We start from the raw sequence: 25,453 nt of genomic DNA, 5'->3' as shown, positions 1-25,453 counted from the left end.
AAGTCATGCTACTCGCTCCTCAATCACCGGCAAGCATCCATTTTGAGCTGCAGCAATCCCCATCACGCGTTTGAAAAACAGCCCGATATCGCATTCATCGGTAAAACCAATTCCACCATGAAATTGGATAGCTTCGCGGGTTGACAACTCTGCAGCGTGACGGGCTTGCTGATAGGCAGTCTTTACCCCAAACCGGCGTTGCTCCCCATCAACCGCACGCACTGCCTCATAGACAATCGCCTCTGCAGCTGCAATTTGTACATGCACTGATGCAAGACGGTGCTGGATAACCTGATGGCTGGATAAGGAGACACCGAATTGCTGCCGTATTTTGACATAGTCTGACACGATTGTTAGCGCCTGTGCTGCGATGCCAACCAGTTCAGCAGCATGGAACAGCCGAACCAGATCTTCAATTTTCTCAGCCAGTTCCGTTGCTATCTTACCAACGCACAAAATCGTTCCCGCACCCTTTGCAAAGGACGCCGCGCCCGAACTTCCAAAATCAACAGTTGAAAATATATCAATGTCAACCTCAGGATCTTTGGCATTTTTACAATTGATCAGGCGCAGTGATTGGTCATCAGAGCAGAATACAACCAGATGATCGGCAACGGCTATTCCCGGTATCGCCCCCGTGACATAGCGTTCACCATCCCATTGAGCGTGCGCTGACAAAATTATCTGCTGCCCTGACATCAACTCAGACACAAGTGTGCCTTCACCTATCGTGCCAAGCAGCCATGCGACTGCTATCATAGCAGCGAGTGGTTCTGGTGATAGATTACGGCCTGCCGACTGCATAACAATCGCTGCGCCACGCAGTCCGAAACCCAGCCCCCCTTGTTCTTCATCGAGCAGGACACCCGCCCAGCCCTCAGCACGAATGCGTGCCAATGTCCGCCCATTCCCCAACCGCAGGCCGGTCAGGCCGCCGGTATCTGCAAACAACGCATCCGCGCTATCAGCAATCAGACGATCCTCTTGTGACCATACCGGCATCAGGTGCGCCCTCCGTTCAAACCCAGCACACGGTTGGCTAAAATAGATCTCTGAATCTCATTGGAACCGCCATAGATAGTTAAACGGCGCGACTGCAGATACATTTCATTCAGATCGATCCGCATACCACTTTCGATTAACGAGCCCTGTCGCGCGCCAAGTGCTCCGGCAGCCTCAAACACCAATTCTAATATCCCCTGCACAGTCTCTGTGTTCAGAATTTTGAGATAACTTGACTCGTTGACGACCGCCACACCGGTCTCAAAACGCTCAGCCGTATCGAGGAATGCGGCTGTCACGACTTCAACCTTTGCCCGCGCTTGTTCAAGGCGAATTTGCCATTCATCGCGCGATACCGCAGGCATATTCTGTACTAATCGCTGTAACCGGACCAGGGCCCGATTAGTAAGCGCCGGTGTGCCCAGATGCATCCGCTCCTCATCAAGAAGCGAAGTCGCAACTTTCCAGCCACCACCAATTGAACCGACAACATTTTCTATAGGCACCCGTACAGCATCAAAAAAAACCTCAGCAAACTCTTCATCACCTGCGATGGTTTTGATTGGTTTAACAGTGATACCCGGTGTGTTCATCGGAAAGAGCACGAAAGTAATCCCATCGCGTCGCTCCGGCGAAGTCCGAACCAAGGCAAACATCCAGTCCGCGTGATGTCCCCATGTTGTCCAGATTTTGTGTCCGTCTATGACCAGCTCCGATCCCTCAATCCTTGCCTTGGTCTGCAAGCTGGCCAGATCCGAGCCGGCTTCAGGTTCGGAATAGCCCTGACACCATACCGTATCGCCCGAAAGAATCCTCGGCAGATGCTGCTCTTTCTGCGCATGGGTTCCTGATTTCATCAGGAGAGGACCAATATGGTTCAGTCCCTGTGTCGGCAAATCCGGCGCACCTGCACGGGCAAGTTCTTCCATGAGAATGACCTGCTCAACAGGACTTGCTCCCATCCCGCCATATTCCTTAGGCCAATGCGGAGCGATCCAACCCATTTGCGCCAATTTGCGATGCCATGCTGTCGCTTCAGCAGGTTCAGGCCTGAACGTCGTGTGGGCAAGATGTGCCGGCACCTCTTTTGCCAGCCACCCGCGAAGCTCCGCACGGAACTCCGCTTCTACTGCTGTTTCTGGCCGGATCATGATGCCACCTTCGCCTGATCCGTTGTCGCAGTGATTTCCGCAACCGCCCATGGCAGAAGGTCACGCTTAAGAATTTTGCCCGTAGCGTTGCGTGGCAGTTCGCTTCGGTAAAGGACATATTTGGGCTTCTTGTAACCGGCAATGCGCTGCCGGCAATGTTCGACGATCTGATTTTTATCCGGGGCAACTGCCCCCTTTTCAGGTTCAATCACCGCCACAACACTCTCACCAAAAACATCATCAGGGACAGCGATGACCGCGACATCAGCGATACCGGGCAGTTCGGTGATCGTCTGTTCGACTTCTTTCGAATAGATATTGAGCCCGCCTGATACGATCATGTCTTTCTTACGATCAACAATATAGAGATACCCATCAGCATCGCGGCGTGCCATATCGCCGGTACGGAACCATCCATCGCTAAATGCAGCTTCAGTCTGCTCAGGGTTATTCAGATATCCCTTCATCACCGTGAAAGCCCCGGGACGTCCGGCGCGAACTAAAAGCTCTCCCGCCTCACCATCCATAACGTCACGGCCATCCTCGTCTGTGATCCTGACTTCCACTCCGGGGCAAGGTCGTCCCACCGAGCCGGCATGTGTGAATTGTTCACGATGCATCAGCCCCGTCACACCACCTGCTTCGGTCATGCCAAAGAAAGAAACGATTTCGAGATTTGGCAGCAAGGCAATCAGCCGTTCTTTCAACGGCACCGGAAAAGCTTCCCCCGTCACAGCCAGTCGGCGTAATGAGGCAGCGCGTTGCGGATCTGCCTCCAGAACCGGCATCATCATCCGGCACATTGTTGGAACGAGACCCAGTACAGTCACCTGTTCCCTTTCAATGATGGAGAGCACATCGTCCGGATCAAAGCGGCTAAGGATATTCAGCGTACCACCAAGCATCAGTGCATTGATCATCCGCCCCATTCCGGCACGATGTGCCATGGGGGAAACAACGAGATAGATATCGTCGCCGTTAATCCCCCATTCAACAGCATTCATATAGCCATGACAGACGAGGATATTCGCATGGGTTAACACCACACCCTTAGGCTGACCGGTTGTACCTGAGGTGTAGAGAATAGCCGCTTCGTCCTGTTCAAGCGGAATTGGTGGCAAGGGGGTAGTGCCAGATTGGCGCAAACATGAAAAATCAGCAAAGTCTGAGATTGTCTCTCCTACAGTGTAAATTTCTGCACCCACAGAAACTTCAGCGGCGACTTTTTCTGCAAGATTTGCATCACAAATGATCAATCCTGCGCCACTATCTGCTTGAAAATAGGCAAGTTCATGGGGACTGATACGTGTTGTGGCAGGAACCACCACCGCTCCAGTTGCGAGAACGCCGAAAAACGCTTCGGCGAACTCGATCTGGTTTGACATATAGAGAATAACCTTGTCACCACTGCCAATGCCGCGCGCCGCCAAGCCCCGCGCAACAGAACGGACCCGGTTACCCAAATCACCCCAGTTGAGCCGATTTTCTCCGCAGATAAGTGCAGTTTTCTCTGGTTGGCTCAGAGAATGGGAGAACAAAATATTTTCAAGACGCACGGCAAACTCTCCAAGTTATACCAACCGAAAGGCCGGATAATAGATGTCATCGGCGAGCTTTTCCCAATCCAGCTCTACCCGCGCACCAATAGCAACTGCACCGGGCTCAGCATTGGTGATATTGCCCAAAAGCCGCGCCCCCTCATCAAGATCGATGGTGCAGGTATTAAGTGGTGTACGGCCTTCAAGGCCGACGCCGGGAATACGGATGACCGTGGCGGCATAGACAACGCCCTTTCCGGACACTTGACGCCATTCCAGGTTTCGGGAACCCGTGTAGATCGATACTGGACGCGGATAGTGCTGGAACTTGCCGGTATCGAGGCAATATTGCAGCCACAGTTCCTTACGGCGCGCTCCGTCCCAAAAAGCATCGGTATTAACAAAGGTATTCGGTTTTGGGATTGGACGTAAATTAGCGAGTTCGGACATATCAGACCTCCAAAATCATAGCAGCACTGGTACCCCAGTTACGAGCGAACGGGATAACACCAATACCTGTGACAAGTGCATTTTTAGGATTGGCGACCTGACGCTCACCGCCCTCGCCCATAAGTTGCCGAACAGCCTCGGCAAGGTTCAATCCACCACTTGCCAATCCGGGTTGGCCCGCTGAAATCTGTCCGCCACCAGTATTGAGCGGCAAAGAGCCCTTGAAGCTAAGATCAGTAGACAGGACAAAATCACTGCCTTCACCCCGGCCACAGAACCCGAAATCCTCGAACTTCATCAATACGGCGATGGTAAAATCGTCATAGGGTTGAAACATCGAGATGTCCGACGGTTTTAACCCGGATTGCTGCCAGATTTTTGGTGCGATTTTTGAAAATCCGGTTTCGGTTACATCCGCCAGCGGATCCGATCCGTTGACATTGGTCAGTTCCGCATAGGCGGTCGGATAGACATACGTTTTGATCCCAAGCGCATCAGCCTTCTCACGTTTCATAACAAGAAAGGCGTTGGCACCATCACAGAACATCACCGAATCCAGCACGCGCAACGGGTCAGCAATAACTTTCGAAGCGAAATAATCCTCTTCGCTCAGAGGTTTACGAAACTTTTCAAGTCCATTTTCATTCAGCAATGCATGATTGCGCTGCGTGATTGCAATCTTTGCCAAAGCTTCAGGTTTAAGGTCATATTGATAAGCATAGCGGCTCATCAAAAGGCCGAATACAGCCGGTGGCCCCTGCACGCCTTGCGGATCTTGAAACTCGCCACGATAAGCCCCGTAATTGGCTGCCCACCGTGTTGAAGGAGCATCCGCCGACATAACCATTGCAACTTCACAATGACCGTCACGGATTGCAGACATTGCGCGGGCAACACCACCGGTGGCAGAGCAGCCGCCGGTACCACCATAATTCATCCAGGTTGGTGAGATCCCCAGTGCTTCGCTCATGTAAACCGCGAAAAACGGATTGCTGCATTCACTCAATGGAACAGTCACGGACAATCCATCAATTTCAGACTTGGCAATGCCGGAACGCTCAAGCAACTGGGCGAAAGCTTCTCCTGCAAGATCATAAGCACTGCGGCCAGACTTGAATTGCACAGGCGTTTCCGAATAGGCCGCGATGACGATATCTGATTTTGACATAATTAATCACTCTCCCTTGAACTGAGGTTCACGCTTTTCACGGAAAGCAGACAGCCCTTCCTGACGGTCACCCGTAAAATAGAGCATGAAGGACGCATCACCCTCGGCTGCAAAACCATCAGCAAGTGACATATCAATCCCGCGATCAATCACCCCTTTGGTGAGCATGACCGACAACGGAGCATTACCCGCAATCGTGCGTGCAATCTCACGCGCCTTATCTAAGGCTTCGCCTGCGGCGGTTACGTGATTGAGAAGGCGGATTTCCTTGGCTTCCTGTGCCGACAGGCGGCGACCTGTCCACATAAGTTCCTTGGCCAATGATTTACCGATCAAACGCGGTAGTGTCTGAGTACCGCCACCGCCGGGCATCAGGCCAAGGCGGATTTCAGGAAGCCCAAGCTTGGCTTTTTCACCTGCGATAATAATGTCACCGACAAGCGCCAGCTCCAGACCGCCACCCAAAGCGAAGCCTTCAATCACAGTGATCACCGGCTTGGTATATTCTGGCATCTCTCTGAACAGGCGATTGACTTTCCGGCTACGCCGACGCATTCGATAAAAATCGAAATACTCGTTGTCACCAATTGTAAATTCCGACGTATCGATACCTGTGCAAAAGGCTTTTTCGGTCCCTTTGAGAATAACGGCTCGTATATCGCGATCATGTTCTGCCGCAGCCATTGCCTCCATAATTTCGGACGCGGTCGTTTCACGTAGTGAGTTCAACTTTTCAGGTCGATTAATCTGGATTTCGATCCAGTTTTCCTGCCGCTCAACGATAATATCCTGATAACTCATGCTATGCTCCCAAACTTGTATTTCCCAAGTGTTTCCCGATAATTTATTGAGTTTCCCCCGCCATACAGGCGGCGATCCGATCATGTAATGCCTGAGCAAGTTCTGGGGTTTTACAGACTTCGGCACTGATGTTTTCTTCAAGCGCAACGCCAACATTTGGGCGTAGCACGATCACGCGATCGGCCATTTCGATTGCATCATCAATACGATGGGTTACGAAAAGACAGGTCTTGTTGTACTCCCGCACAACACGTGCGAAATCCTGACGCAGCTCTTTTGAGGTAACGTGGTCGAGCTGACTGAAGCTCTCATCCAACAACACAAGCTGAGGGTCGACACACAAAGCCCGTGCGAGAGAAACACGTTGGCGCATACCGCCTGAGAGTTCGTGCGGGTGCTTATCTGCGGCCCCTTCCAGTTTGACGCGCGACAACCATGTCAGTGCACGTTTGCGGGCTTCTGCGGGCGGGACTTTCAAGATAAGCAGGCCTAACTCACAGTTCTCAACAGCTGTTCGCCAAGGTAAGAGCCGGTCGGTCTGGAAACTGACGGCCATTTTTCCACGTAGTTTCGCAAAATCACGAAAAGGGTCATATCCCGCAACGCGCACTGTTCCTGCGCTGGTCGGTTGTGTGCCCATGACCATATTCATAACAGTGCTTTTTCCAGCTCCCGTCTGACCAAGGAGCGCAACGATTTCCCCTTGGTTGACCTTCATCGAGATATTGCTGAGAACCTGATAAGATCCATAGGATTTCCCTACTTTTTCAAGGCTGATAATGGATTGGTTGCTCATCTTACTGAAGCCTCCGGACGCCACTTTAGAAGAACCTTATCTGTTCTGTTGAGCAGTGCTTGCAGCGATATGTTCGCCACCACGAGGATCACAGTCCAACCAAGAACCTGGTCAATACGGAACATCGATTGTGCAAGACTCATCCGCGAGCCAATCCCCATCGCAGAAGCAACCAGTTCAGCAAAAATCGCCATACGGATCGCGTACCCGATCACGGATTTCGTGGTGGACAGGATATAGGGAACAATATGCGGAAGGATCAGATAACGCAGCACCTGCCAGCGATTGGGACGAAAGCTTTCGATCATATCGACAAGGTCGTTCGACAGAGCGCGAATGCCGTCATAGATACTCAATGCATAAAATGGCACCAGAATAACCGACAAGATGAAGAAAATCCGGACTTCTGGTTGCGAAAACCAAAAAATCGCCAAAAGCATCCAGGACAGTGCAGGTATCCCAGTGTCGATAATGATCAGCGAGTGCAAATACGGGCGGATTTTCGGAAAGATCCCCATGATCACACCAAGGAGAACCCCCAGCATCATCGCGAAAAGCAGCGCCACAAGAAGGCGCAAAGCGGTGACACCAATATGATGATATTGGGTGGTTAGAATTTCGCTGACAGCGGCAAGAATAACGGCCGGTGATGGCATTACATAAGGGGGGACGTAAAAACTGGCAATCTGGATTGCAACTGTCAACGCGGCCACAACGACAAGGATAGGAATTACGCTGCTTTGCGTCAGCTTGCGCTCGACAGGCAATGGATTACCCTCGAGCTCATTCTGGCTCGGGTGCACTTGGGCTTGAGACACGATTTCCTCCGGGAACTGGTAAGCATGTACTTAAGAAAACGGCACATGCCATTTCACATGACATTAGCTTCAACCCTGGAAGAAGAAGTTGTCATCCGGAACACCCGCAAGCGCACCGTTGCGAACACAGAATTCAGCAGCAGCTTTGAGATTTTCTCGTGCAGCAGCATCGGTCATTGAAGTATATTTGAAATCCAGTCGTCCCGACGCGATCGCTTCAGTCAGAACTTCAGGCCGGAAGCCTGTTGCTTCTCCGACAACAGTCACTGCACTTGGCACGTCACTCAGAATACCCTCGATACAGTCACGGAACATCGCATCAATTTTGACCCCGATCTGTGGATCGGTTGCTAGCAATTCATTGCGAACCGCGACGCCGAAATAGGGAAGAGTTTTGCCGTTTGTACCCTTGGTGTAGGCATCACCAATACTAAAGATACTCTGAATACGACCATCTTCGGCCATTCCATTCGTAACGTTCGGTTCCCAGGTTAGTCCGGCGTTGGCACTACCCGCCCGCAACACAGACACCGACGCTGCAGGATTATTCACATTCTGGATTGTCGAGCTGCCTTCAAGATCAATCTTTTTAAATTCAGCCAGAACAGCTTTTGCCATCTGATAGGTTCCGGTTGACTGAGGAGCAGCCACAACTTTTCCGGCCAGCACCGACACATCATCCACACCGGTCTCTTTAAGTGATATGAAATTGATCATATTGGCGGTGGTCACGTTACATATATATGTCAACGGTACGCCGCGAACGTAGCGCGTTGCAAAGGTGTCCCAGCTGCCAATACAGATATCGTAATTACCGACATCAAAATCACTATAATAAGTGGGTACGGACGTATATTCCGTCGCTGTAGAAAGTGAAAATCCGTGCTTTTTATCCAAGCGATGATGCTTGATGAAGCCGGTCAGTAAAACAGTGAAACCTGGCTTCAGCTCTGCCCAGCGCACCTCGCTTTGTTGAGCAAAAGCGGGCAATGAAAGACCCGTGAGTGCACCTGCAGCCGCGATACCGCCTCCACAGAGCATGGTTCTGCGTGTCATTCTATTCATAAATTTTCTCCCTCCCGAGCAACAAGACTTAAAGCGAATACGCCTCACTCTGTTTTGCCTCCCGCAATTACAGAATGTCTCTTATTCTTCTAAAACTTACTCCGATAAACAGCCGATTTGCCCCTATCATTTCAATAGGAACCACCTACAATTCCAGCCTGATGATGAAGGCTTCACTCTTATTTCAAATGACAATTCCGCAGCTTGAGCAATCAACATGAGAGCGATGCGATTTGAGGCTGGTTGTCTCTCCAGCGCCGGACAGTGTTTGTCTCCACCCCAAACATATCCAACACGCGTCCAAGACTATGATCCACCATTTCAGTGAGACTTTGCGGCTTGGCATAAAATGCAGGCACCGGCGGAGATATTATCGCCCCCATCTCAGTCACAGCGGTCATACTGCGTAAATGGCCAAGATGAAGTGGGGTCTCACGCAACATAAGCACGAGTTTGCGACGCTCCTTCAGCACAACATCCGCAGCTCTCGTCAGTAGCGATGACGTTGTTCCGGTAGCAATCTCTGAGAGACTGCGTACAGAGCATGGTGCAACAATCATCCCCATAGTGAGAAACGAGCCGGAAGAAATTGAAGCAGCGACATCTTCAAAACGATAGTAGCGGTCGGCCAATGCCCGAACATCAGCAAGCTTTCTTCCCGTCTCAAGTGCAATCGTTATTTCGGCAGCACGAGAAATCACCAGATGCGTTTCGATAGGGCTCTCACGCAGTAACTCTAATAATCTTATGCCATAGATAGCACCTGAGGCTCCCGAGATACCTACAATCAATCTATTCGTTTGCGCACCCACCATTGATAACTCACTTAAGCTTTTTGTCTCATTGGAGAGCACCACAAAAATCAATCAGATGCCATTAAGTAATCTCAACGCAAGCCATAATGATTCACTATGGATGCACGCTGATGAGATCCTTCGGCACATCATTCAGCCGCTGACGCAACCCTCTGATAAATACTTCCGCGGCACGGCTGAGCGGCCGGCTATTGCTGTAAGCACAAACAACGCGCCGACGCACACCCGGGGCGATTGGTAATGCAATAAGTCGCCCCTCAGTCAGGGCACTCAAAAGAGCGATCGGCGGCAGAATAGTAACATAGCCGCCATGTTCTACGAATTTTTCAAGGGTCGCAATTTCATCGCATTCCAATTGCGGATCCAGATTTAACGCGGCTGCACGTGCTGCTATTGAAATGACATCGCGCAAACCATGGCGCGTTGTTGGCAAAACAAGGCGCTTAACATCAGAAGCGCGGATACGACCGTTCTGCATGGCGACTGGATGATCTGGCGCGCAGATGAAAGCCAGCCTCTCATTAAACAACTCAATTTCAACAAAGTCAGTACGCCGGTTATCTGTATGATTGATAATCGCAATATCAATTTTTCCAATGCGCAGCATCTCCAGCATTTCAGCTGAATAACCGCCTGTTACCCTGAAAGTAACATCAGGATATTGTGCCCCCAAAGCGATCAGGGTCTCGGGAAGAATTTCCATTGCCATGGATGCAATAGCCCCGATCGCCAGCGCACCGCCTATCCGAGATCGATCAGCTGAAAGGTCATGACGCGCTGATTGCAGTTGATGCACCAGTGGCCTTAACAATCGATAAGCATCATCTCCCAAAAAAGTCGGTCGTAACCCCGTGGGTGTACGCTGAAACAGTGCACCGCCTAATTCGGCCTCCAGCTTTGCAAGCTGCTGGCTGATCGCAGGCTGCACAATATTCAAACGCTGAGCCGCGCGGGTAATAGACCCCTCCTCATAGGCTGCAATGAAATAATTTAATTGACGCAACTCCATAAACCACCCCCATCACGAAACGCTATTACGAACATCATCTTAAATTAGTAGGGATTATACGTCCTTACAACGTAAACTTTCGCCACGTAGAAAGAGGAAAAAACATGACCGATTCTTCGATGGCACGCCGAGCTCCTGAATTGCGTGACTGGCTAAAAACCCTGCATGACAGTGACCGGCTCTGCATTATCCAGCCTGGAACCGAACTCAAACATACGATCGCTGGCATTGCAAACCGTATGGATGGCACCAAAGCCACAGCATTCCCTGATGCCGGTGGAACAGGGATAACAGTCATTTCCGGCCTTTTGTCGGATCGGTCATGGATGGCAGAAGCCCTCGGCGTTAAATCCAGCGAACTTGTGAAAGCGTTCCAGCGTGCTGCGGCAAGCCCCCTGCCGTGGCACCAAGTTGATAACGCAGCTTGCCAGCAAATTATTGTTGAGGACGGCGATTTACTCGGTCGGCTACCAATTCCGGTACATAACGAATTTGACAGCGGCTCCTATATTACTGCTGGCCTGCTAATTGCCCGTAACCCTCGCACGGGTATCCAGAATGTTGCCATTCACCGGTTGCAAGTCTCAGGTCCGCGCGAACTTGGCGTTCTACTTCTCCCACGACATACGCTTGCCTTTTTCAACGAGGCTGAATCCACCGGAGCTGATCTGGATGTGGCAATTGTTGTGGGCTGCAGCCCGTCTTGCCTGATGGCATCACAAGCAATCTTACCTATTGATCACGATGAGCTGGAGGTCGCTGGCGCACTCAACGGAACGCCTCTGGCGGTGACCAAATGCATCGGCTCCGAGATCCGCGTCCCAGCCGATGCGGAAATCGTCATAGAAGGTCGCCTTTTGGCTCAAAAACGAGCGCCAGAGGGTCCATTCGGCGAATTTCCACAATACTACGGCGAACGCGCTGAGCGCCATGTGATCGCCGTCGATCGTATTACGCATCGAGAGAACCCATTGTTTCACACCATCGTTGGTGGTGCCCTAGAGCATTTACTTCTGGGTGCCCTGCCACGTGAAGCGACGATACTCAGCACCATTCAGGCTAGTTTTTCCAATGTCAAAGCCGTCCATCTGACACTTGGCGGTGTAGGCCGATACCATCTTGTCGTGCAACTCCAAAAGCGCAACCGCGGCGAAGCCAAAAATATCATAGCTGCTGCTTTTGCTGCTCATTATGATATTAAACATGTGGTCGTCGTTGATGAGGATGTGGATATTTATGACGAACGCAGTGTCGCATGGGCAATAGCCACACGCTTTCAAGCTGACCGGGACGTCATCATCATTGGTGGAGCACAAGGTTCAAAACTCGATCCATCAACCGACGATGGCTTTGGATCCAAAATGGGACTGGATGCAACAGTTCCGTTCGGCGCGCCTGAATTTAAATTCACCAAAATTCGTGTGCCCGGTGAAATGGAAATAGACCTTGATACAGTCATCGCCCCCCACGCTGAACTATCAGCAATTCTCTGAAAGCTCAGCGTGAGATCTAAATATAATAAACTTGTCAAATAACGGGGATAAAGTTGAACGTTGCCACACATTCAAAGTCTTAGGGCAACGTTCAGGTTTGTATTTATGCAGGTTTGTAGGTCTTTGTTTCCACAACCAATGACACGACGACACCAAAGACCAGCGCCCAGAAAGCTGCACTAATGCCAAGCAATGAAATATTGGACATGGCCACAGCCAGAGCTACAAATGCTCCAATTTGATTTCCATGATCCTTGCCAAAGGCATTTTGAAATGCCGTAAGCAATACGCCGATCATCGCCAACCCTGCAACAGTCGCAATCAAAGGAGCAGGCAAGGCCAATACCAGTGGCACTGCAAGCCCTGAAACCAGTCCGAATGACATGAACAATACGCCGTTCACAACAGATGCAGCATAACGTCCTGCTTTATCCGATCCGGCCTGCTCAGAAGAACAGATCGCTGTCATCGGGCCCGCAATATTGGCGTTATGACCACCTAAACAACCTGCAGCAATACCACCAATACCTGAAATCACAGTCATGGCGTTAATTGGCGGCTTGTAATCTTCTGTCATAAGCACCCCAATCGCCTGCGCATTTTCAGCACCGATCACCAGCAGTGCCAATGGTACAGCAATGGCAAAAAATGCATCAATCGTAAAAGTAGGCCATGTAAATTCAGGCGCCGCAAAAGTGACAACACTTTCAGCGATACCGAGTGATCCCGTTGCATAGGCCGCGATAAATCCGACAAGCAATGCAGATAAAACCGGTGGCACTACCTTGATAAAACGCATGGATATGAAGAACGCAGCGATAGCAGAGCCAGCGATGATCGGTGCTGCTCCTGCTGCCGTCACAGTCCCTGTCGCAAATCTGATCAGCGCGCCTGCAATCATTGCCATAACAATCGGCATCGGCAGCCAGCGCATGATCTTACCGATCAGTCCTGTCACACCAAGAAGTAAAACAATGACACCCGCAAGGATGAAACCACCAACAGCCTGATCGAATGGTATACTGACCAAAGAACCGGCCACCAGCGCTGCACCGGGAATAGAATAAGCACCTGAAATGGGCTGCTTATAATAAAGCGCCATAATCAGACTGATCAGTCCGCCCAGAAAATAGATGGAAAACAGCCACGCTACCGTCTGTCCATTTGTCAGATTTCCTGCCCCGGCAGCACCTATCACAATCAATGCAGGGCCGGAACAACCAAAAATAGCGGCGACAAAGCCAGCACTTACGGTTTTGATATTCAGGTATTTTGAAAAATCTCTTATTCCCGCGGCATATCCTGGCCCGCGTTCAATAATACTGCGCTCATACATCGTTCCCATTGACGCTCCCTCTGGAGCAGCTCTCAGGCTGCTCCTTTATTATTATTGGTTTTATTTTCCGGTGAATTTTGGCTCACGCTTTTCATGGAACGCTGTAACGCCTTCCTTGAAGTCTTCCGATGAACGCAAACGACTGTAGCAATGGCCTTCAAGTTCAATTGCAGTCGACAACAGTGCATCATCTGTATCATTGAGCAGTTTCTTGGCTGTGCGCTGTGCCAATGGGGAGAATGTGAGCAGTTCAGCGACGAGATCATCAACCGCTTTCTCAAGATCGTCATTGCTTACGATTTCTGAGGCAATCCCCCAATCATAGGCCTGCTGGCCGGTTATACGTTTTGAACGCATAACGATATTTTTAGTGCGTGTAACGCCAACCATTTTTTGCAAGCGTGCCGAACCACCGGAACCTGGGATCTGACCAAGTTTCTGCTCAGGCAGTGCATAACGTGTTGTTTCTGTCACGATGCGGAAATCGCATGCCAGTGACAGTTCAAAACCAACGCCGAAACAATAACCACGGTTTGCAGCAATAACCGGCTTGGAACAACGTGCAGGAGCTGCAATGTTCCATGCAAGTTTGGAGACATGTTCAGGGCTGGATTCCAAAAATCCCTTGATGTGTCCGCCAGAAGAAAAGTGTTCTCCCTCGCCGGAAACAACGATGATGCGGATGCTCTCGTCTTCATCCAGGGCTTCAAAAACAAGACGCAGCTGATCCCGCTCAACCATTGAGACAACATTATATGGGGGACGGTTCAGTGTAATATTTGCACGCTGACTTTCACTGTTAATTGTAACGGTGAAACCATCGAGTTTCTCCAGACGCGGGTCATTAAATTGTGCGTTCACTTCCATTGGGATTGCCTCATTCTCATGCATTACTAATTTTGATGATATTTTATTCAGGTGTGTAATCACCGGCGACAAGCATCCGGCGCAAGACTTTCCCGACTGGTGATTTTGGAATATTTTTTACGAAGATAAACTGACGCGGCCGCCTGAAGTTCGCCAGATTGGAACCTCTGCAATACTGATCGAGCTGCTCAGAGGTAATTTCGCCATTCTTTTTGACGAATGCTGTTACCAGTTGTCCCCAGCGTTCATCCGGCAAGCCGACAACGGCAACTTCATCAACATTTGGATGGAGCGATAAGAAGCTTTCAACTTCTACCGGTGATACATTCTCACCACCAGTAATGATCATGTCATCAACGCGGCCGGTGACGAACAGATCGCCATCTTCGTCGACAAAACCGGTGTCGCCTGTGAAGTACCAGCCATCTTTCAGGGCTTTAAGGTCGGCTTCCGGACGGTTCCAATACCCCTCAAATGCCTCATCACCCTTTAGAGAAGCAATGATCTCACCCTCTTCACGCGTGTCAGCAAGGTCTGTTGGCGAGTTCGCCCCCAGCTTGGCAACCTGGATCATTTGATTGATACCGGAGCGACCAGCAGAGCCAGGTTTCAAAGCGGCTTTCTGATCAATCGTAAATGTATAAATCTCGGAAGAACCATAATGGTTTACGAATAAATCAGGCGCAAAAGTCTCATTTAGTTTCTTCAGCAGACCGTCTGTCATTGAGGCCCCTGCATAGCCTAATTTCGTGACAGACTTGACGCGTTCCGGTGTGAATTCAGGATGATGCACAACATCATGATAAAGCGTTGGCACCAAATACAGGTTGGTAATATTTTCCTGCTCGATCAGATCAATCGCTTTACCTGCATCAAATCGTGGCAAACACACGAAAGTACCGCCCGTCAATGAAGACGCAAGAAGTGAGCGAACCCCCATCGTATGATAGAGCGGCATGACGCCTAAGGTGATTTCTCCGTTCCTGTATAGATTCTGGGCGACATGAGCCAATGCACCCGCCCGCTCGGCACGATGCCGCCTTGGAACCCCTTTGGGTTTTGAAGTCGTCCCTGACGTATAAAGCATCAGCGACCAGTCATTGGCATCAGCGTGCGGCTCTGCATCTGGTGCTGAGGCCTGCATGATCTCATGCAGCTTATTGGTACAGATATTGGGTATTTTGCCCGCTTCAACAGAGCTCAATACGGCTTCTGCTGTAGCATCCTCGTAAAATATTGCTTTTGCATGGGCATCGGTAACAGCGTAATCAATTTCGTCTGTTTTCGCTCTCCAATTAAGAGGCGTGACGATGATCCCGCGAAACTGACAAGCCCAATGCAAGGATGCATATTCCCAGCGATTTTGCATAACGACAAGAATGTGATCGCCATTTACAAGCCCAAAACCATCAAGGCTCGCAACAATGCTTGATACTTTACGATACCACTGCTGGTAAGTAAGTCGTGTATCCCCATCCACGATCGCCACTGTATTCGGATCGCGAAGAACACTTGCTTTAAAACTTGTGCCCAAATCAAACATTCCGATCCTCTCCCCTCATCTGTTCATTAAATGCAGAAATTGCTGCCTCCACTATGCTTGCATAACCTGTGCAACGGCATAAATGCCCCGACAGGTAGTCTTCAATTTCACTTTTCCCTGCATGTGGGTTTATTGTCTGCAAGTGATCGAGCGACATGAGTATTCCAGGCGTACAGAACCCGCACTGCAAACCATGATATTTTTTAAAGGCCGCCTGAAGAGGCGTTAATTCCATGGGGTCTTCCGCTAGGGACTCAACTGTACGGATAGTTGTGCCTGCGGCTTGAGCGGCCATTGTCAGACAGGCTCGCGCTAATACACCGTCAATTTGAACGGTGCATGCGCCACAAACGCCATGCTCGCATCCAACATGTGTTCCGGTTGCACCACACTCATGGCGAAGTAAATCCGATAAAAGCATTCTGTTTTCTGCTTCTACCGTGACACTCCGCCCATTCAGCGTGAAGGAAACCGGATGCTTCTTGCCTGCGATTAATTTTGACATTTATACGCCTCCAAAAGCGTTTGCTTTCCAAGACGGCGCACCAGTTCCCGCCTGTAGCGCGCGCTGGCATGCGTATCGCTGCGGGCATTCAAGTCCCAGGCGATATCGTTGAGTGCGTCATCGAACTGGTCGGTGTCAATTTTGGGCAAACTAAAGACGCGAGGATGATCATCAACCCCTGAAATTGCTAATCGGGTTGCGTCTTTCGAGACGATTGCTGCACAGCCAACGATTGCAAAATCCCCGTGACGTCTGGCAATCTCTTTGAAAGCATAACCGGCACCTGTAATAGCCACCGGAAAGGAAACACTTTCAATCATTTCCTGATCGCCAAGATCGGTGGCCATCATGCCAATGAAGAAGTCTGCCGCTTTAATTTTTCGGATATTTTTCTTGGAGCGAACAGTCACACTGCCATCTAATGCCAGAAGAGAAAGCGGAAGCTCAGCACTTGGATCGGCATGCGCAACTGATCCGCAAACCGTGCCGCGTGATCGCGTTTGCACATGACCAATCCACGGCATTGTTACGGCCAGAAGAGGCAGCTTGGTTGACAGCCCTGACCATTTTTCCAGGCTTGCCTGACGAACACCAGCACCAACAACAACCTCTTTCGCCCCATCGCTGATCTTGGACAGGCTCTCGATATGCATGATATCAATCAGCACGGCTGGCTTGGCCAAGCGCATATTAAGCATTGGCACCAAAGACTGGCCGCCTGCAAGTATCCGGGCTTCGCTGCCAGCTTCAAACAAGATATTTGCGGCCTCTTCGATGCTCTCAGGACGGCAATAATCAAATGAAAAAGGCTTCATGACTGCCTCCTGAAGAAACGGATTATACGCGCGATAAAACCTGTCTTCTGGTGGCCTGGACCACCAATAAATCGGGCTAATGACTGGAAAAACTGGCCAATGACAACGCGGGCAGCGCCATCGAGTAAGCGTCCGCCGACAGATGCAACTTTTCCGCCGACCGCCGCCTCATAAGTGTAATCAATGCGTGTACCGCCATCGGCTTCAGTTAAGGTAATGCGTCCCACCCCTTTACCGGAGCCCAACGCACCTTCTGTGCCACCGGAAAGTGTCACCTTCTCTGGCTTTTGCATGTCTGACAGCTTGATATCCGCTTTATAACGGCCTTTGACAGGGCCAACACCAAGCGTTACCTCAGCCCGGTAATGCGTATCTGAAATTTTCCGCACGTCATGGGCGCCGGGGATCACCGCCTGAAGGGTCTTCGGATCGAGTAGCAGGTCCCAAACTTTATCGCGCGGCATGGCAACCATTGCACTGCCCTCACCGGTCAGCTTACGGTCGCTGGCATTGCCAGAGATGGCCTCCACTTGACCGGCAGGTTTTGAGGATGGTTTTTCTTCCTCAAAGATATATTCAGCCAAGACGCTTGGTGTGACAGGTAAAGTGACATCTCTGATGCTCAAAGCATCTGCAATCGCATTCGCGATACAGACAGGCGTTGACATACAATTGCCTTCACCAACCCCTTTAGCGCCGAGCGGCGTAAATGGTGAAGGTGTCTCAAAATGCATGATATGCAGATCTGGCACTTCCATCACGGTAGGTATCAGGTAATCAGCCAGCGTACCGGCCTGAAAACTTCCATCAGAACCATAGGTATATTCTTCAAACAGCGATGCGCCGACAGCCTGCGCAAATGCGCCGCGCACTTGGCCGTCCACCATACCCGGGTGCAAAATTGTCCCGCAGTCATGCATGGTCACATATTTATCGATATGAATTGAACCTGTGTTTTGATCGATCTCAATGCCGCAGAAATCGAAAATAAACCCATGGCACAGTGATGAGTTGATGCCATCTTCCTGTGTCGGGGCAACCAGCTCAGGCGGTGTCCAGAAAACAGTTTCCTGAATCGTCTGGTCAACACTGTCAGGAAGCGTACCGGGCGCCCAATGACTGGCGGCGGCAACACGGGCAAAAGAGATCCGGCGGTTTGGATCATCTTTGTGAATGAAAGCGCCGTCTTCCAAGCGGATTGCCTCAGGTGTTTCACTGAGCATATGTGCAGCAATGGCTATGAGTTTGTGACGAACTTTATCCGCTGCAAGCGCGACAGCACCTGCGACTGCTGGGGCAAACCGGCTGGCATAATTGCCTGAGGCGATCGACCATGCATCTCTATTGGTATCAAGCTCAGTATTGACCCGGATTGATGCAAACGGCAGCGAAAGCTTATCAGCAACAACTTGCGCCAAGACAGTTCTGTGCCCCTGTCCTTGCGGAACAGAAGCAACCTTGATGATAACAGCCCCCAATGGATCAATCGAAAGAGTTGCCACAGCCTGCGATCCATTCTTAGGCCCGGCCTTAGTGCGTTCCTGCGGGGTCAATACGGTCGTGATATATCCCATATTGGAAACACTTGGCTCAACGGCAGCTGTTAGCCCGATGCCATAAATGCGCCCCTCTGAGCGCAGCCGGTCACGCTTTTCGTAAAGCGCGGATAGACCACCATCTTTCACCGCAAGCTCTAATGCCGCCTGATAATCGCCGGAATCATAAAGGCTTCCGGTTGCAGTGCGATATGGGAAGGCATGCGCCTGTATCAAATTTGTACGAATGACGTCCAGTCGGTCCAAACCAAGTTCATCGGCAATGCGATGAACCAATCTCTCAAGTGCGAAATACACTTGCGGGCCGCCAAATCCGCGATTGAGGCCTGTCGGTGTTTTATTCGTCAGGACAACCCGATTTCGAATACAGACATTCTGGATATCGTATGCACCGGTCATATTGCCGTGCATTCGATATAATGTTGCAGGCTCCGGTGCGCGTAAATGTGCGCCGCAATCCTCAAGTTGATCCCAGTCCAGCGCGAGGATCTTGCCTTGCGCAGATACAGCGGCTTCAAGGGTCGTAACGCGGTTTGTAGCCGATACAGATGCAGTAAGATGCTCAAGGCGATCTTCAATCCACTTGACCGGCTTTTGCGCAATACGTGCAGCAACGGCCGCTAAAATGATATACGGAAACACCCCCTGCTTAACCCCGAAGGAGCCGCCTGAATCTGGTGGCGTCCTTAACCGCACACGGTTGCTCGGTGTGTTTAAAGCACGGGAAATCACCGCATGAATAGAAAACGGCCCCTGAAAATTTGCTGTAATATCATAGGCATCATCGCCCGGATTATATTCGGCAATGAGGCCATAAGTTTCAATTGGCGTACAGGAATTACGGGGATAGGCAATTCGAATGGAGACACGGTGTTCAGCGCGCTCAAAAGCCGCTTCTGGATCACCATAGCGAAACTTTCGTTCATTGATCAGATTGGTGCCAAGAGTTGGATGTAAGATGACGGCATCCGGCAACAAGGCGGCTTCCGGATCGATGATTGACGGCAGAATTTCATATTCAACGGCAATGAGTTCCAGTGCGTCTTCTGCAATATATCGCGTGTCAGCAACAACAAGCGCTACTGGCTCACCAACATAGCGCACTCTGTCACGTGCAATTGGCCAGCATTCAACATTCGCTTTCACGCCAACGGTGAGGCTGCGCGTATAATTTGCGATCTCCTCACCGGTGATAACGGTATGCACACCCTCTAAAGCCAGAGCAGAACTGACATCAATCGATATCAATTGCGCATGACCATGAGGTGACCGCAGGATTGCCAGATATGCTGTATCTTTGCGAATGGGTAAATCGTCGATGTAACGGCCACGCCCGAGCAAAAGACTTGCGTCTTCTACACGTTCAACAGACTGACCCAAAAATTTATTTGAGCTCTCAGGCCTATTCATTCACCAATCCCCTGCAGCGCTTTTTAAGCCGCGCCTACAAGAGATTATGAAATTTTAAAGATGCAGTTTCGATGCCCGGTTGTCTTACGAATTACCAAATCGTCTCATTATTTGCTGGCGAGAAATGATGCACTTCGAAAGCTACTGGGTGTAGATCCGACATTATCATGGAAAAATCTCGAGAAATGTGACGAGGCTGAAAAGCCGAGCCTATCAGCGACTGTCGCCAGCGGAACCGACCCGTCAGATAGTGCCATCACAGCCTGCTCTACCCTCTGGACATTAATATAGATACGCGGACTAACGCCCGTAGCGCTTTCAAACAGCCGATAAAAATGTGCGCGGGAAAGACCAACGCTAGAAGCCAATCCGTCCAAATCGGCAATGGTTTCCGGTGCTTCCTTCATCAACCGGATCGCCTTGCGGATTCTGAAATCAATAGATGTCAGGCTTGCAATATCGCGAACCGAGACCTGCACATCCTTCCACGCCGTAAACCGTTCGATCACTGCGATCATCAAATCGGCAAGCAGTGTCTCATGGTATTTGGCGTTTTCAGGTTCGTACATCATAGCTTCGGCCAGAGTACGTGTAAGGCTATGAATGTGCGGCGTAATCGCGCCAACATTCTTCTCAAAAAAGTCAGGAGAATTGCTCGCCGCCCAGTTTGGCCGGAAATAACTGAGCCATTTTGGTTCAACATACAGAGCCAAAATAATTGTTTTGGGCATCATGCAGTTATGTTCATAGGCATGCGGCTCCCACGAATTGATGAGCACTGCACTTTCATCCGTCAGAGGAACCAAGCTGTCTTTTACAGAGAATTGGGTATCCGCGCCCTCTACCTTCAGCAGGACGTGACAATGCGGATGCGCATGGCGTACGAGAGGTTTGTCCATATCAAGTAGAGCCACCCTCCCGAAGCGACCACTTGCTATCCTTAATGCATCAGACATGCCTCAATATAGCGACGAGCACTTAGCCTTGCAACAGCACGCACACTACATGATCTAATACATTTCATTCAAATACTGCCAATCGCTATATACACATAAATATAACGATTGCAATATTTGAAACTCAACAAGTCTCCACTACCAATATGTCTTTCCATTCGCCCGGATGACTTGATGGGACTGACCAAATGGAAATGAGGAATAAAGCCACCCTCAATAGTACCGACTATTTGTAAAATTTGGTTAGCATCACGAAAAAGGCATTTACGTAATATAAACAACCCTAGTCATACCAACATGCTGCACCTACTGCAAGTTCCTCGCCAAGATGGCGAGCGATCTGAACAAGCCCAACGGGCAGGCGGTCATCACGCCGGCGCGCGGCGCGGCGTTCGTGGCCGCGCTGCCGGTCAAGAAGTTCCATGGTGTCGGCCCTGCGACGGCAGCGAAGATGGAACGCCTTGGCATCCTGACCGGCGCCGATCTGCGCGGGAAATCGGCCGAGTTCCTGCGCGAGCATTTCGGGAAGTCGGGCGGATGGTATTACCGCATCTCGCGCGGGATCGACCATCGCCCGGTGGAACCCCATCGCGAGCGCAAGTCCATCGGCGCCGAGGACACCTTCACAGAGGACATTGCCGATCTCGAACCGGCAAGGCAAGAGGTCGACACGCTATCGGCCAAGGTCTGGCGGAGTTGCGAGGCCAAGGCGCTGACCGGCCGCACCGTGACGCTCAAGGTCAAATACGCCGACTTCCAGCAGATCACCCGCAGCCGGACAGTCGAGCGCGGATTGCGCGGAGCGGACGAACTCACCGCGATCGCGTCGGTGCTTCTGGAACCGCTGTTCCCGGTCGAAAAGGGTGTGCGGCTTCTTGGCGTGACGCTATCCTCATTGGAGCCGGAAAGAGACGAAGATGTCGTCCGGCAACTCAGCCTCGGACTGCCGGGTCTGTAGAAACCGAACGGGAGTGGCCGGATGAAGCGGCGGGACGAGGAGAGGATTGCGGCCCAACTCGCCAAGGCGATGGCCATGATCTGCGAACGCAACACCATGCTGGAGAACATCCATGCGGGACGCGTGCCGGTAACGAATGCCGGAGATTTCTCCGATGTTTTCGTCGTCGATGCCGACGGCAACCAGATCCCATGGCAAGAGCTTTCGCGCATTGACGACGACGAGATGCGCGATCTGATGCGCCAGGTGGTCAATCGCCTCTATACGTTCCAGCTCCGCTTCGGAGAGCCCGAGTTTCAGGCGTTCGTGGACCGCTGGCTCGGCGTCGCACGCAAATGGGACGAACCCGTTCTTGATCCCGGTCTGCCGGGGATCATTCCACCGGACGCAGCGGATTGACGAACTCCAGCCCGGCAAAGTCCTTCTCGTTGTCCGTAACCACAATGCAGTCGTTTGCACCTGCGACAGAAGCGATGATCATGTCGAGAGCGCTGCGCGGGCGGCCAGCGGCCTTGCCGTCCGCCATTAATCGCGCCCAGATCAGGCCCGCTTTGTCATCGAACGAGAGAATGCGGCCGGCGAACAACTCTTGCGGCCCCTCCGGTCCCGAAAACCAGGCATCGAGAGCATCGCGCTTCTTGCCGCGTGGCTTTTCGAGAACGCCACGCCGAATTTCTGCGATGGTCAACGAGGCGACGAACAGGTTTTCGTCGCGTTGCTCCGCCCACCACGCCAGTAGCGATTCCGACGGCTGCGGCTTGACGATGTTGCTGAGGATGTTCGTATCGAGGAGGTAGCGCGTCACAGGTCGACCCGGCGCCCTTCCTCGCGCGGCCGCGACAGGTCGAGATCGGCGCCGACCAGAGGCGAGCGGCGCAGGGCCGACAGGATGTCCCCAGATTTCGGCGGCTCGCCGGCAACCAGAGCCTTGATGGTCTGCCGGGCTTCTTCCGCTTCCGGCCCCTCCTCGGCCAGATGCCGGGCAAGCGACCGGATCAGCTCACGGTCGGCTTCCAGCGCCAGAACCTCGAAGCGCTTGAAGCCACGCTGCGTCAGGCGTGTCCGGTAATTCTCGATCGCTCTCTTCTGTGCGGCATTGCTCATGGCTGGCCTCCGTGTTATATATCCTGACATATAGCCGATGTCGGCCTTGTAAACAAGGGATGTCAGCGATGCCACGAGACTCGCACCACAGGCCATTTGTGCAGAAGAATACTGCGCGTTCCCGCCAGTATTTTCCATATGCTGTGGCACGCCATGCTTCGCCCGAGCGCGACAACGCCGCCGTTGTCGCCCCGGCCGCCGCCAATTATACGGCTTTGATTTCAGTTGCTTACGTCAGAAACGCCGGGGATGCTGCAAGTTATGACCTTGCGAGCCCCCGGAAACAAATCCAAGATGACTGGAAGCGAGCGCGAAGCGCTGCTCGAATCTATGTTGCTGGAAGAGCCGGAGCTGACGTTCACATCGCGGGGCGATCCCGATCCACGTCTTCTGCGTCTGGTCGATTTCCTGGCTCGTCAGGCGGCGCGGGAGTGCTACGCCGAGGAAGTTCAGATGATGAAGCGGCGGAGGAAGCGCCCCTCCTGATGCTTCGGGGAGAAGTGCATTGAAGGTCGCGATTTACGCCCGCTATTCGTCCGACAACCAGCGCGAGGCGTCCATCGCCGACCAGTTCCGCATGTGCCGCCTGCGGGCGGAAAAGGAAGGCTGGACGGTCGTCGAGGAATATTCCGATCACGCCATCTCAGGCTCCAGCATGATCCAGCGTCCCGGCATCCAGGCGCTGATCATGGATTCCGCGCGAGGCCGGTTCGACATGATCCTGGCCGAGGCACTGGACCGGATCAGCCGTGACCAGGAAGACATCGCCGGCATCTACAAGCGCATGCGCTATGCCGACGTGAAGATGTTCACCCTGTCGGAGGGTGAGATCAGCGAGTTGCATGTCGGGCTCAAGGGCACGATGAATGCGCTGTTCCTGAAGGATTTGGCCGACAAGACCCGCCGAGGGCAACGCGGCCGCGTCGAGGCCGGCAAGTCCGGCGGCGGCAATTCCTACGGCTACGATGTGGTGAAGAAGTTAGATGCCAACGGTGAGCCGATCCGGGGCGACCGCACCATCAACGAGGCGCAGGCCGAAGTCGTGCGCCGCATCTTCCGTGACTATGCTGCTGGCAAATCGGCCAAGACCATCGCCTTTGCCCTGAACAAGGATGGTATTCCCGCCCCTTCCGGTGGGCATTGGGGTTTCAGCACCATCAACGGCAATCCGAAACGCGGGAACGGCATCCTCAACAACGAGATGTATGTCGGCAAGATCGTCTGGAATCGCCAGCGTTTCGTCAAAGACCCCGATACCGGCAGGCGTCAAGCACGACCCAACCCGGAATCGGAATGGGTCATTCAGGAGGCGTCCGAGCTGCGCATCCTCGATGACGACCTCTGGAACGCCGTGAAAGCCCGCCAAGGCGAAATGCGGACCGAACGGGATGAGAGCGGCATCGCCGACGTCAGCAAGATGAACTACCGTCGCCGCCCCAAATACCTGTTCTCGGGTTTGACCAAATGTGCCTGCTGCGGAGGCGGCTACTCCGCCATCTCTCAGAAGCTGATCGGTTGTTCGACAGCGCGCAACAAGGGCACCTGCGACAATCGAGTCAACATTCGCCGCGACGAGTTGGAAGCCCGCGTGCTGAACGCCCTTCGCACTCGATTGGTCGATCCCGAGATGTTCGCCCGCTTCTGCGAGGTGTTCACGCAGGAGATGAACCGTCTGCGCATGGAAGGCCGCGCCGGCATCGCATCGGCCGAAGCCGAGATCGGAAAGATCGAGCGCGAGTTGGCGAAGCTGCTGACCGCAATCAAGGCTGGTGGACCGATAGAGGCCATCGTGGAAGACATGAAGCGGCTGGAGGCTCGGAAGACCGAGCTGGTTACGTTCCTCGCCGAGGCCGACGAGCCGCCTCCACTGCTGCATCCCTCAATGGCGCTCCAGTACCGGAAGCGCGTTCAGCAGTTCTACGAAGCCTTGCAGGACGAAGAGGAAGAGAAGCGGATCGAGGCGGCGGACATCCTGCGCTCGCTGGTGGACAAGATCGTGCTGACGCCGGTGGATGAGAAGGTGGAGATCGACGTTCAGGGCGATCTCGCTGGAATCCTTATGATTTCCGCACAACCGAAAAACCCCGCCGGAGAGCGGGGTGGATCGCAAGTAAAGATGGTTGCGGGGGCAGGATTTGAACCTGCGGCCTTCAGGTTATGAGCCTGACGAGCTACCGGGCTGCTCCACCCCGCGTCAAGTATTGTCGAGCCTTGCTGCCCGGGAGCGAAGTCAGGCGTAGCCTGATGAGGTGAGGCCGTATAGAAATCGATTGATTATCGATTTCAGGCCGAACGGG

The 25,453-nt window shown here is 52.1% G+C and carries 24 protein-coding genes, 1 tRNA gene and 2 pseudogenes; 5 read left to right on the top strand and 22 right to left on the bottom strand.

All coding sequences use genetic code 11. The features are described 5' to 3' along the window. Positions 1-3: 3 nt before the first annotated feature. The 11 genes from DFR47_RS20110 to DFR47_RS20060 form a co-directional block, all read right to left on the bottom strand. A complete protein-coding gene (locus DFR47_RS20110) occupies positions 4-1,002 on the bottom strand; it encodes an acyl-CoA dehydrogenase family protein (RefSeq protein WP_113946300.1) in 999 nt (332 codons plus the stop codon). Further along, positions 1,002-2,153 (bottom strand): acyl-CoA dehydrogenase family protein, encoded by a 1,152-nt coding sequence (locus tag DFR47_RS20105; protein WP_170137581.1) that lies wholly within the window; start codon positions 2,151-2,153, stop codon positions 1,002-1,004. The genes DFR47_RS20110 and DFR47_RS20105 overlap by 1 nt, the downstream gene beginning before the upstream one ends. Beyond that, positions 2,150-3,709 (bottom strand): class I adenylate-forming enzyme family protein, encoded by a 1,560-nt coding sequence (locus DFR47_RS20100; protein WP_113946298.1) that lies wholly within the window; start codon positions 3,707-3,709, stop codon positions 2,150-2,152. The genes DFR47_RS20105 and DFR47_RS20100 overlap by 4 nt, the downstream gene beginning before the upstream one ends. A gap of 15 nt (positions 3,710-3,724) precedes the next feature. Further along, complete coding sequence (locus tag DFR47_RS20095; RefSeq protein ID WP_113946297.1) at positions 3,725-4,141, bottom strand: Zn-ribbon domain-containing OB-fold protein; 417 nt, start codon at positions 4,139-4,141, stop codon at positions 3,725-3,727. A 1-nt stretch (position 4,142) separates the two neighbouring features. Beyond that, a complete protein-coding gene (locus tag DFR47_RS20090; protein ID WP_113946296.1) occupies positions 4,143-5,309 on the bottom strand; it encodes a thiolase family protein in 1,167 nt (388 codons plus the stop codon). Positions 5,310-5,315: 6 nt separating this feature from the next. Next, a complete protein-coding gene (locus tag DFR47_RS20085; RefSeq protein WP_113946295.1) occupies positions 5,316-6,110 on the bottom strand; it encodes an enoyl-CoA hydratase/isomerase family protein in 795 nt (264 codons plus the stop codon). A 43-nt stretch (positions 6,111-6,153) separates the two neighbouring features. Beyond that, a complete protein-coding gene (locus DFR47_RS20080; RefSeq protein ID WP_113946294.1) occupies positions 6,154-6,906 on the bottom strand; it encodes an ABC transporter ATP-binding protein in 753 nt (250 codons plus the stop codon). Then, a complete protein-coding gene (locus DFR47_RS20075) occupies positions 6,903-7,724 on the bottom strand; it encodes an ABC transporter permease (RefSeq protein ID WP_245416660.1) in 822 nt (273 codons plus the stop codon). The genes DFR47_RS20080 and DFR47_RS20075 overlap by 4 nt, the downstream gene beginning before the upstream one ends. Before the next feature lie 69 nt (positions 7,725-7,793). Beyond that, on the bottom strand, positions 7,794-8,789 hold the full coding sequence (locus tag DFR47_RS20070; RefSeq protein ID WP_113946293.1) for an ABC transporter substrate-binding protein: 996 nt from the start codon (positions 8,787-8,789) through the stop codon (positions 7,794-7,796). 212 nt (positions 8,790-9,001) lie between these two features. Then, complete coding sequence (locus DFR47_RS20065; protein ID WP_113946292.1) at positions 9,002-9,604, bottom strand: UbiX family flavin prenyltransferase; 603 nt, start codon at positions 9,602-9,604, stop codon at positions 9,002-9,004. Between the two features lie 94 nt (positions 9,605-9,698). Next, the gene (locus DFR47_RS20060) at positions 9,699-10,613 is read right to left on the bottom strand and encodes a LysR family transcriptional regulator (RefSeq protein WP_113946291.1); all 915 of its coding nucleotides are present in this window, start codon (positions 10,611-10,613) and stop codon (positions 9,699-9,701) included. Positions 10,614-10,717: 104 nt separating this feature from the next. Here DFR47_RS20060 and DFR47_RS20055 point away from each other — a divergent pair, with 104 nt between their 5' ends. After that, positions 10,718-12,106, top strand: coding sequence for a UbiD family decarboxylase (locus DFR47_RS20055; RefSeq protein WP_113946290.1), 1,389 nt, complete (start codon positions 10,718-10,720; stop codon positions 12,104-12,106). Positions 12,107-12,209: 103 nt separating this feature from the next. Here DFR47_RS20055 and DFR47_RS20050 read toward each other — a convergent pair whose 3' ends face one another. The 7 genes from DFR47_RS20050 to DFR47_RS20020 form a co-directional block, all read right to left on the bottom strand. Continuing rightward, complete coding sequence (locus tag DFR47_RS20050; RefSeq protein WP_245416659.1) at positions 12,210-13,451, bottom strand: benzoate/H(+) symporter BenE family transporter; 1,242 nt, start codon at positions 13,449-13,451, stop codon at positions 12,210-12,212. 51 nt (positions 13,452-13,502) lie between these two features. Next, entirely contained in the window at positions 13,503-14,309 is an 807-nt protein-coding gene (locus tag DFR47_RS20045) for an enoyl-CoA hydratase/isomerase family protein (protein WP_113946289.1), read from the bottom strand. A gap of 43 nt (positions 14,310-14,352) precedes the next feature. Continuing rightward, positions 14,353-15,852 (bottom strand): AMP-binding protein, encoded by a 1,500-nt coding sequence (locus tag DFR47_RS20040; protein WP_113946288.1) that lies wholly within the window; start codon positions 15,850-15,852, stop codon positions 14,353-14,355. Continuing rightward, positions 15,845-16,357 (bottom strand): (2Fe-2S)-binding protein, encoded by a 513-nt coding sequence (locus tag DFR47_RS20035; RefSeq protein WP_113946287.1) that lies wholly within the window; start codon positions 16,355-16,357, stop codon positions 15,845-15,847. The genes DFR47_RS20040 and DFR47_RS20035 overlap by 8 nt, the downstream gene beginning before the upstream one ends. Next, a complete protein-coding gene (locus tag DFR47_RS20030; protein ID WP_113946286.1) occupies positions 16,345-17,172 on the bottom strand; it encodes an FAD binding domain-containing protein in 828 nt (275 codons plus the stop codon). The genes DFR47_RS20035 and DFR47_RS20030 overlap by 13 nt, the downstream gene beginning before the upstream one ends. Then, on the bottom strand, positions 17,169-20,138 hold the full coding sequence (locus DFR47_RS20025) for a xanthine dehydrogenase family protein molybdopterin-binding subunit (protein WP_113946285.1): 2,970 nt from the start codon (positions 20,136-20,138) through the stop codon (positions 17,169-17,171). The genes DFR47_RS20030 and DFR47_RS20025 overlap by 4 nt, the downstream gene beginning before the upstream one ends. Before the next feature lie 107 nt (positions 20,139-20,245). Next, complete coding sequence (locus DFR47_RS20020) at positions 20,246-21,094, bottom strand: AraC family transcriptional regulator (protein WP_113946284.1); 849 nt, start codon at positions 21,092-21,094, stop codon at positions 20,246-20,248. A 304-nt stretch (positions 21,095-21,398) separates the two neighbouring features. Between DFR47_RS20020 and DFR47_RS20015 the strand changes: the two are divergent. Further along, positions 21,399-22,052 (top strand): annotated as a pseudogene (locus tag DFR47_RS20015) (DinB/UmuC family translesion DNA polymerase); the annotation flags it as partial. A 21-nt stretch (positions 22,053-22,073) separates the two neighbouring features. Beyond that, positions 22,074-22,451: a hypothetical protein gene (locus tag DFR47_RS20010; RefSeq protein ID WP_113946282.1), complete on the top strand. Its 378-nt coding sequence runs from the start codon at positions 22,074-22,076 to the stop codon at positions 22,449-22,451. Here the strand turns inward: DFR47_RS20010 and DFR47_RS20005 are convergent. Both DFR47_RS20005 and DFR47_RS20000 read right to left on the bottom strand, forming a co-directional pair. Then, positions 22,426-22,857, bottom strand: coding sequence for a PIN domain-containing protein (locus DFR47_RS20005; protein ID WP_009450599.1), 432 nt, complete (start codon positions 22,855-22,857; stop codon positions 22,426-22,428). The genes DFR47_RS20010 and DFR47_RS20005 overlap by 26 nt on opposite strands. Beyond that, the gene (locus DFR47_RS20000) at positions 22,854-23,156 is read right to left on the bottom strand and encodes a hypothetical protein (protein ID WP_009450601.1); all 303 of its coding nucleotides are present in this window, start codon (positions 23,154-23,156) and stop codon (positions 22,854-22,856) included. Before DFR47_RS20000 ends, DFR47_RS20005 begins: the two co-directional genes overlap by 4 nt. 294 nt (positions 23,157-23,450) lie before the next feature. Here DFR47_RS20000 and DFR47_RS19995 point away from each other — a divergent pair, with 294 nt between their 5' ends. Both DFR47_RS19995 and DFR47_RS22310 read left to right on the top strand, forming a co-directional pair. Continuing rightward, entirely contained in the window at positions 23,451-23,642 is a 192-nt protein-coding gene (locus DFR47_RS19995) for a hypothetical protein (protein WP_245416658.1), read from the top strand. Between the two features lie 19 nt (positions 23,643-23,661). After that, positions 23,662-24,702, top strand: a pseudogene (locus DFR47_RS22310) (recombinase family protein); the annotation flags it as partial. A gap of 333 nt (positions 24,703-25,035) precedes the next feature. Here the strand turns inward: DFR47_RS22310 and DFR47_RS22305 are convergent. Beyond that, a complete protein-coding gene (locus tag DFR47_RS22305; protein ID WP_342633983.1) occupies positions 25,036-25,230 on the bottom strand; it encodes a hypothetical protein in 195 nt (64 codons plus the stop codon). Positions 25,231-25,273: 43 nt separating this feature from the next. Then, positions 25,274-25,350 (bottom strand) — tRNA-Met (locus DFR47_RS19985). Between the last annotated feature and the right edge of the window lie 103 nt (positions 25,351-25,453).

Source organism: Pseudochrobactrum asaccharolyticum (genome assembly GCF_003314995.1).
GTDB lineage: Bacteria > Pseudomonadota > Alphaproteobacteria > Rhizobiales > Rhizobiaceae > Pseudochrobactrum > Pseudochrobactrum asaccharolyticum.
This window is presented reverse-complemented; position numbering and strand designations above follow the sequence as displayed.